Annotated in this window: 6 protein-coding genes; 1 reads left to right on the top strand and 5 read right to left on the bottom strand. The window is 72.7% G+C overall.

What is annotated here, in order from left to right:
- Positions 1 to 1,381: LCP family protein (locus tag QZX64_RS07120; RefSeq protein ID WP_295657954.1), on the bottom strand; the 1,381-nt coding region annotated here is incomplete at its 3' end.
- Positions 1,382 to 1,532: 151 nt separating this feature from the next.
- Positions 1,533 to 2,072, bottom strand: a complete 540-nt coding sequence (locus QZX64_RS07115; RefSeq protein ID WP_295657953.1) for an acyl-CoA thioesterase — start codon at positions 2,070 to 2,072, stop codon at positions 1,533 to 1,535.
- Between the two features lie 24 nt (positions 2,073 to 2,096).
- On the opposite strand from QZX64_RS07115, the gene QZX64_RS07110 reads away from it, so the two are divergent.
- On the top strand, positions 2,097 to 3,335 hold the full coding sequence (locus QZX64_RS07110; RefSeq protein WP_295657951.1) for an LCP family protein: 1,239 nt from the start codon (positions 2,097 to 2,099) through the stop codon (positions 3,333 to 3,335).
- A 176-nt stretch (positions 3,336 to 3,511) separates the two neighbouring features.
- Here QZX64_RS07110 and eda read toward each other — a convergent pair whose 3' ends face one another.
- Genes eda through zwf form a run of 3 tightly spaced genes read right to left on the bottom strand, consistent with a single transcriptional unit; the run spans position 3,512 to position 7,486 of the window.
- Positions 3,512 to 4,138 carry a bifunctional 4-hydroxy-2-oxoglutarate aldolase/2-dehydro-3-deoxy-phosphogluconate aldolase gene (eda, locus tag QZX64_RS07105; protein ID WP_295657950.1) on the bottom strand — a complete coding sequence of 209 codons (627 nt, stop codon included), beginning with the start codon at positions 4,136 to 4,138 and terminating at the stop codon, positions 3,512 to 3,514.
- Positions 4,122 to 5,981, bottom strand: coding sequence for a phosphogluconate dehydratase (gene edd / locus QZX64_RS07100; RefSeq protein WP_366558529.1), 1,860 nt, complete (start codon positions 5,979 to 5,981; stop codon positions 4,122 to 4,124). Before edd ends, eda begins: the two co-directional genes overlap by 17 nt.
- An 8-nt stretch (positions 5,982 to 5,989) precedes the next feature.
- The gene (gene zwf, locus QZX64_RS07095; protein ID WP_295657948.1) at positions 5,990 to 7,486 is read right to left on the bottom strand and encodes a glucose-6-phosphate dehydrogenase; all 1,497 of its coding nucleotides are present in this window, start codon (positions 7,484 to 7,486) and stop codon (positions 5,990 to 5,992) included.
- Between the last annotated feature and the right edge of the window lie 225 nt (positions 7,487 to 7,711).

Here is a 7,711-nt window from a genome sequence, read left to right as displayed (position 1 = left end):
CACCGGCGTCCGGTGCGGTTGCCTCGGCCGGGGCTGCGGCGCGCGCGACCTGCTTGCCCTCGGCCCTGGCGACCGCCTCGGCCACCTTCTGCTGGATCAGGTCGATGTCGGGATCCGCGGTGTTGATCATCGGCGGCACGAGCGAGAGCGTGGCGATCTTCTGCGACTTGGCGCGCAGGGCCAGGCCCATGAAGTTGTCGACCTCGCTGTGCGGGACGTTCGTCGAGATCATGTCGGTGCTGGCCTCGGCGATGTCCTGGAAGTTGCGCACGGCGACCTCCGGGCTGACCTGCGCGAGCATCGCGCCCATCACGCACTTCTGGCGCGCCATGCGGGAGTAGTCGTCCGAGCCCTCACGGGACCGGGCGAACCACAGGGTGTCGTGGCCGTCGAGCACGCGGGTGCCCGGCTCGATGTAGCCGGTGACGTCGCTGCCCAGGCCTCCGACGGGGATCCGGTCGCGGACGGTGAGCTCGACACCGCCGACGGCGTCCACCAGGTCGCGGAACCCCTGGAGGTTGACCATCGCCCAGTAGTTGATCTTCAGGTCCGTGATCCCCTCGACCGCCATCACGGTGGCGTCCACGCCCGGGTGCTCGGAGTCGGTGAAGAGGTCCAGGTTCTCGCCGGCCCAGGTGCTGACGCCGTTGAGGTAGCAGCCGTCGCAGTCGAAGCCCTTCGGGAACTCGCGGTCCATGACCGAGCCCTCCCGGAACGGGAAGTTGGCCATGTTGCGGGGCAGGCTGACCAGCACGGTCTTCCCCGACTCGGCGTCGATGCTGGCCACCGTCAGGGAGTCCGGGCGCAGGCCCGTACGACCCGCGCCGGAGTCACCGCCGAGCAGCAGCACGTTGAAGCGGCCCTCGTGGGCACCGACGACGTCGCCGTTGCCGAACATCGTGACCATGAAGTCGCGCTGCACGCCGACCATGTGCGCACCGAAGAGCAGGGTGCCGGCGACGGAGAAGCACAGGACCCCGTTGACGCCGACGGCCGCCAGCCGGTGGTCCTGGCGCAGGGTCAGCGGCTGGCCGATGCGCCACGCGTCGACGAAGAGCGCCGCCCAGCCGATGGCCAGCAGCATCAGGACCAGGCGCAGCAGCCCGAGCAGCATGGTGTTGGAGACCGCCCAGAAGGCGAAGTCGCGCGAGCCGATGCTCATCACCAGCGCACCGAGGCCGACGAGCAGCAGCAGGAACCAGATGCGCAGGGCGATCCTGCCGATGCGCCGGTCGCCCGCGGCCAGCTGCGCGGATCCCGGCATCACCAGCGTCATCACCATCAACGACACCGCGCGCCGGAAGCGCACGCTGGCGGCGCGGTCGGGGACACGGTCGACGCCGCTGGCGGCACCGAGGGTCGAGGAGGATGCGGGCGGCATCGGGGCACCTCTGCTGGGGAAGGGGGCAGGGCTGGTCCACCAAGTATCACCAGTCACAGCCGTCACATCTGTGCAGGCACGCCGAGGCCGGCGGCGGCTCAGCCCGTGCCGCGGCAGGCCGGCGCCGCGACGAGCGCGGCGTCCGGGCCGGTCACCGCTCCTTCCGGCCCCGGGCGATCTCCTCCTTGCGGGCCAACCGGTGCGCCCGCCGGATCTCGGCCTCGCGCTGACGGCGTACCTCCTCCGGGGCGTCGACCAGCAGACCGGGCACCGGCCGCGAACGGCCGTCGGCGTCGATGGCCACGAAGACGAAGTAAGCCGACGCGACGTGCAGCGGCTCGTCGGCCGCACTCCCCCACGGCTGCGCCTCGACCCGCACGCCGATCTCCATCGAGGAGCGCCCCGCCCAGTTGACCTGGGCGAAGGTGCGCACGATGTCGCCGACGTGCACCGGCTGCAGGAGCACCATCTCGTCGAGCGCCGCCGTCACGGCCGGGCCTCCGCTGTGTCGCTGGGCGACCGCCCCGGCCGTGGAGTCGGCCAGCTTCATGATGTCGCCGCCGTGCACGTTGCCCAGCAGGTTCGCCTCGGTGCTGCTGGTGATGATGCCCAGCGACACCCGCGAGTACGACGGGGGCAGCGCACGTGGCAGGTCGGCCCGGTCGTGCAGGGTGGTGCGCCCGTCACTCATGCGGCGCACGGTAGCGTCTCGGCCATGGCAGGACGTCCCCCGGGAAAGGGTGGCCCGGAGGAGGGCACGCCCGAGTACGACTGGCTCTACGGCGGTACCGGTGCCCCGCCCCCGGACGACGCCACCCGCACCGTGCCGCAGATGAGCAGGCCGGGGCCCGAGGAGACGCGGGTGATGCCGGCGATGTCGCGCCCCGACCAGGCCCGCGGCGACCGTGAGCAGGCGCCGCTCCGGGAGCCGTCCCCCGGCTACGCACCGCCACCGCCGTCGAGCCCGGAGCGCGGGAGCCGGGGCCGGCGACCGCGGCTGCCCCGTCCGCGGCTGCGCTGGATCGTGTGGGCACTGCTGCTCTGGTTGGTCTTCCTCGTCGCGGTGCCGTTCTGGGCGTGGACCAAGGTGTCGAAGGTGGAGGCGTTCCCCGACGGCGAGCGCCCCGCGGAGCAGCCCGGCACGACGTACCTGCTCGTGGGCAGCGACTCGCGCGCCGACCTCACCGAGGAGCAGCGCCGCGAGCTCGGCACCGGCGGCGACGTCGGCCAGCGCACCGACACCATCATGCTGCTGCACACCGGCAGGGGCCCCAACCTGCTGATGTCGATCCCCCGCGACTCCATCGTCGAGATCCCGGGGCGCGAGGGCACCGACAAGATCAACGCCGCCTACGCGTACGGCGGCCCGGCGCTGCTCATCCGCACCATCGAGCAGAACACCGGCATCCGGGTCGACGACTACGTCGAGATCGGCTTCGGCGGCTTCGTCGGCATGGTCGACGCGCTGGGCGGGATCGAGATCTGCCCGACCAACGCGATGAAGGACCCCGACGCGAACCTCGACATCCCCGAGGGCTGCCAGGAGGCCGACGGCGGCACCGCACTGGGCTACGCCCGCTCGCGCAAGACCTCCGCCCAGCTCGGCGACGTCAAGCGCGCCCAGCACCAGCGCGAGGTCGTCTCGGCGATCGGCCGCGAGGCCGTCTCGCCGTGGACCGTCGTCAACCCGGTGCGCTACTACCGCCTGGCCATGGCCTCCTCGCGCTCCTTCGACGTGGGCGAGGGCACCAGCGCCCTGTCGCTGGGCCGCTTCGCCTTCGCGATGACCCGGGTCGACGGCAGGAACGGCCTGACGTGCGGGGTGCCGATCCGCGACCTGGCGGTCACCTGGGACGAGCCGCGCTCGCAGGAGATGTTCGAGCACATCATCGACGACGACACCGAGGGGATCCCCGAGGGGCTCTGCACGCCCTCTGGCCTGCCCCGCCCGTAGCCGGTCACCAGGGCAGGTCGGTGGCGTCCAACGGCACCACCAGCAGCCCGATGACGCGGCGGTCGCCGTCGTAGGCGACCCGGCCGAGCCAGGCGCCGCCTCGCACTCGAGCGTGGTCTGGCCGAGCCGTCGCCGCCGTTGTCAGCCTATGGTCGACACGCCGGACCGGAGACCCGTCACCGCAGCGAGAGGGTCGCCGCGGCCAGGCGGGTGACGCGATCCCAGTCGCCCACCGCGACGGCATCCCTGGGCGTGAGCCAGGAGCCCCCGACGCAGCCCACGTTCGGCAGCGCCAGGTAGCTCGTCGCCGAGACCGAGGTGATCCCGCCGGTCGGGCAGAACCGCACGTCGGGCACCACCGAGGCGACCGCCGAGAGGTACGACGCCCCGCCGGAGGCCTCGGCCGGGAAGAACTTCAGCTCGTGCACCCCGGCCTCCCGGACCGCGAGCACCTCGGACACCGTGGCCGTGCCGGGCAGGAAGGGCAGGCCGGTGGACACCAGGGCGTCCAGCAGGGACGGCGTGGCACCGGGCGAGACGAGGAAGCGGGCACCGGCGTCGTGGGCCCGCTTCGCGTGGTCGGCTCCCAGGACCGTGCCGGCGCCGACGAGGATCTGCGGCACCTCCGCGGCGATGGCGCGGATCGCGTCGAGCGCCGCCGGCGTGCGCAGGGTCAGCTCGATCACGCGCACGCCCCCGGTCACCAGCGCCCGGGCCAGTGGAACGGCGTGCGCCACGTCCTCGACGACGACCACCGGGATCACCGGGGTGCGGTCGAGCAGCGACTCAGACGGGCTGGACAAGGCGCACCTCCCGGCCGTCGAGGTCGGAGGCGCCGTACGCCGGGAAGACGCTCGCGCCGGCGTCGGCCGGGCCCACGGTGGCCCGGAAGGCCGCGAACAGCTCGCGGCCCGTGCCGGACCAGCCCTCTCCCTGGAGGGCGCCGCCGGTGGGCTCGCGCGAGGCCAGGTCGGCATCGATCTCGAGGGTGCCGGACCCGGCGTCGAGGGTGATCCGGTCACCGTCCCGGACCCGCGACAGCGGGCCGCCGACCGCGGCCTCGGGCGTGAGGTGGATGGCTGCCGGGACCTTGCCCGACGCCCCCGACATCCGGCCGTCGGTGACCACGGCGACCCGCTGGCCGCGGTCCTGGAGCACCCCGAGGGCCGGGGTGAGCTTGTGCAGCTCGGGCATCCCGTTGGCGGCCGGGCCCTGGTAGCGGATCACCGCCACGAAGTCACGGCCGTCCAGCTCACCCGCGGCGAAGGCGGCGAGGAAGTCGGCCTGGTCGTCGAAGACGATCGCGGGGGCGGCCACCGTGCGGTGCTCCGGCCTCACCGCCGAGGTCTTCACGACGCTCGTCCCCAGCCCTCCGGTGAGCACCTTGAGGCCGCCGTCGGGCGCGAACGGCGCGTCGGCCGGGCGCAGGACGTCGAGGTCGAGGCTGGTCTTCGCGCCCTCCTCCCAGGTGACCTCGCCGCCGGCGAGCCGCGGCTCGGTCGTGTAGCGCCACAGCCCGCGGCCGGCGACGGTGAGCACGTCGTCGTGCACGAGCCCGGCGCGGAGCAGGGTGTGCACCAGGAAGGCGACCCCGCCGGCGGCGTGGAAGTGGTTGATGTCGGCCGAGCCGTTGGGATAGACCCGCGCGAGCGACGGCACGACGGCCGAGAGGTCGGAGAGGTCCTGCCACGTCAGGTGGACGCCGGCGGCGCGGGCGATCGCGACGAGGTGCATGGTGTGGTTGGTCGAGCCGCCGCTGGCCAGCAGCGCGACGCACGCGTTGACGACCGCGCGCTCGTCGACCACCTCGCCGACCGGCGTGGGGTCGCCCCCCAGGCTCGTCAGCTCGGTGACGCGCCGCCCGGCGGCCTCCGTCAGGGCCTCGCGCAGCGGCGTACCGGGGTTGACGAAGGCGGAGCCCGGCAGGTGCAGGCCGAGCACCTCCATCAGCAGCTGGTTGGAGTTCGCGGTGCCGTAGAAGGTGCAGGTGCCCGCGGAGTGGTACGACGCGGCCTCGGCGGCCAGCAGGTCCTCGCGCCCGACCTTGCCCTCGGCGTGCAGCTGGCGCACGCGCGCCTTCTCGCCGTTGGGCAGGCCGGAGGGCATCGGCCCGGCAGGCACGAAGATCGTCGGCAGGTGGCCGAACGACAGCGCGCCGATCAGCAGGCCGGGCACGATCTTGTCGCACACGCCGAGCATCAGCGCTCCGTCGAACATGTCGTGCGACAGCGCGATCGCGGTCGACATGGCGATCACGTCGCGGCTGTAGAGCGAGAGCTGCATGCCGTCGCGGCCCTGGGTGATCCCGTCGCACATCGCGGGCACGCCGCCGGCGACCTGGGCGATGCCGCCGCCGCCGATGACCGCCCGCTTCAGCTGCCGTGGGTAGGTCTCGAACGGCTGGTGCGCCGAGAGCATGTCGTTGTAGCTGGTGACGATCGCGACGTTCGGCTTGGTGCGGCCGCGCAGGGCCTGCTTGCCCGGCTCGTCGGAGGCGGCGAAGCCGTGCGCGAGGTTGGCGCAGGCCAGCCTGCTGCGGGCGGGGCCCCGGTCGGCCGCCGCGCGGATGCGCCGGAGGTAGGCCGCCCGCGAGGTCGCGCTGCGCTCCACGATGCGGTCGGTGACGGCTCGGACCGTGGGGTGGATGGGTGTGGTCACTGGTCTGACTCCTGCCAGATACGGCCGTCGCGCTCGATGAGGGTCGCGGCGGCGGTGGGGCCGGACGTGCCGGCGGCGTAGCGCTTCGGACGGTCGGGCGCCGTTGCCCACCGGGTGAGGATCGGCTCGATCCAGGTCCAGGCGGCCTCGACCTCGTCGCGGCGCATGAACAGCGTGGGGTTGCCCTTCATCACGTCCATGAGCAGGCGCTCGTAGGCGTCGGGCGAGGCCTGGTCGAAGGCGGTGGCGTAGCTCAGGTCGAGGGAGACCGGGCGCAGCCGGTAGCCACCGGGGCCGGGCTCCTTGGCGGTCAGGTGCAGGCGCATGCCCTCGTCGGGCTGCACCTGGATGTGCAGGCGGTTGGGCGTGGTCGCGCCCTCGCTGTGCGGGAACATCACGTGCGGCGGCTCCTTGAAGACCACCACGATCTCCGACGCGCGCCGGTCCATCCGCTTGCCGGTGCGCAGGTAGAACGGCACGCCGGCCCAGCGCCAGTTCTGCACCTCCGCGCGCAGCGCCACGAACGTCTCGGTCGAGCTGTCGTCGTGGCCCAGCTCCTCGGCGTACGACGGCGCGGGGGCGCCGTCGACCAGGCCGGCGGTGTAGCGGCCACGCACGGTGTCGCGGTCGACGTCGGCAGGCGCCATCGGCCTGAGGGCCTGCAGCACCTTGAGCTTCTCGTCGCGCACCGTCTCCGCGTCGATGTAGGTCGGCGGCTCCATGGCGACCAGGCAGAGCAGCTGGAGCAGGTGGTTCTGCACCATGTCGCGCAGCGCGCCGGAGTGGTCGTAGTACCCCCCGCGCTCCCCCACGCCGAGGGCCTCCGCCACCGTGATCTGCACGTGGTCGACCCAGCGCGAGTTCCACAGCGGCTCGAGGAAGGTGTTGGCGAAGCGCGTGACCAGGAGGTTCTGGACGCTCTCCTTGCCGAGGTAGTGATCGATCCGGAAGATCTGCGACTCCTCGAAGACCGAGCCGACGGCGTCGTTGACGGCCCGGGCGGAGGCCAGGTCCTGGCCGACGGGCTTCTCCATCACCACGCGGGCGTTCGCGTCCGCGGCGTCGATCTGGTCGAGCCGCTCGCAGATGGGCCCGAAGAGCCCGGGGGCCACGGCGAGGTAGAAGACGCGAACGGCGTCGTCATGGCGGGCCCGGTCCTTGAGCAGGCCGTGGAGGTGGTGCCAGTCGTCGTCCTCGAGGACGTCGAGCCGGACGTGGTGCACGCGGGCCAGGGTGCGGGCCACCGAGGCGTCGTCGAGCCGTGCCGCGTCGACGTGCCGGCCGAGGGCGTCCGCGACCAGGGCGCGGTAGCCGTCGTCGTCGAGGTCGGTGCGGGTGACGCCGATGATCCGGGTGTCCGCGGGCAGGTGCCCCTCCCGGTCGCGGAGGTAGAGCGCAGGCAGCAGCTTGCGCAGGGCGAGGTCGCCGGAGCCGCCGAAGACGGTGAAGTCGCAGACCTCGGGCGTCGTGGGGGCTGGTTGCAGGGCACTCATGGTGTCCACGCTAGGAAGGTCTTACGCTCTTGGCAAACGTAAGCCGTGAACTTGCCAGACATATCTAGGTGAGTACAGTGCCCGGGCCGACCGAGATGATGAAGGAGGGCCGATGGACGTGGTCCGTCCGACGTCTGCGGGTGATGTTCTGGAGCTGGTGCGCACGGGCCTGGCCCGCACCCGCGCGGACGTCGGTCAGCTCACCGGGCTCTCCCGCACCGCCGT

The sequence above is a fragment of the uncultured Nocardioides sp. genome (assembly GCF_902805925.1).
GTDB lineage: Bacteria > Actinomycetota > Actinomycetes > Propionibacteriales > Nocardioidaceae > Nocardioides.
This window is presented reverse-complemented; position numbering and strand designations above follow the sequence as displayed.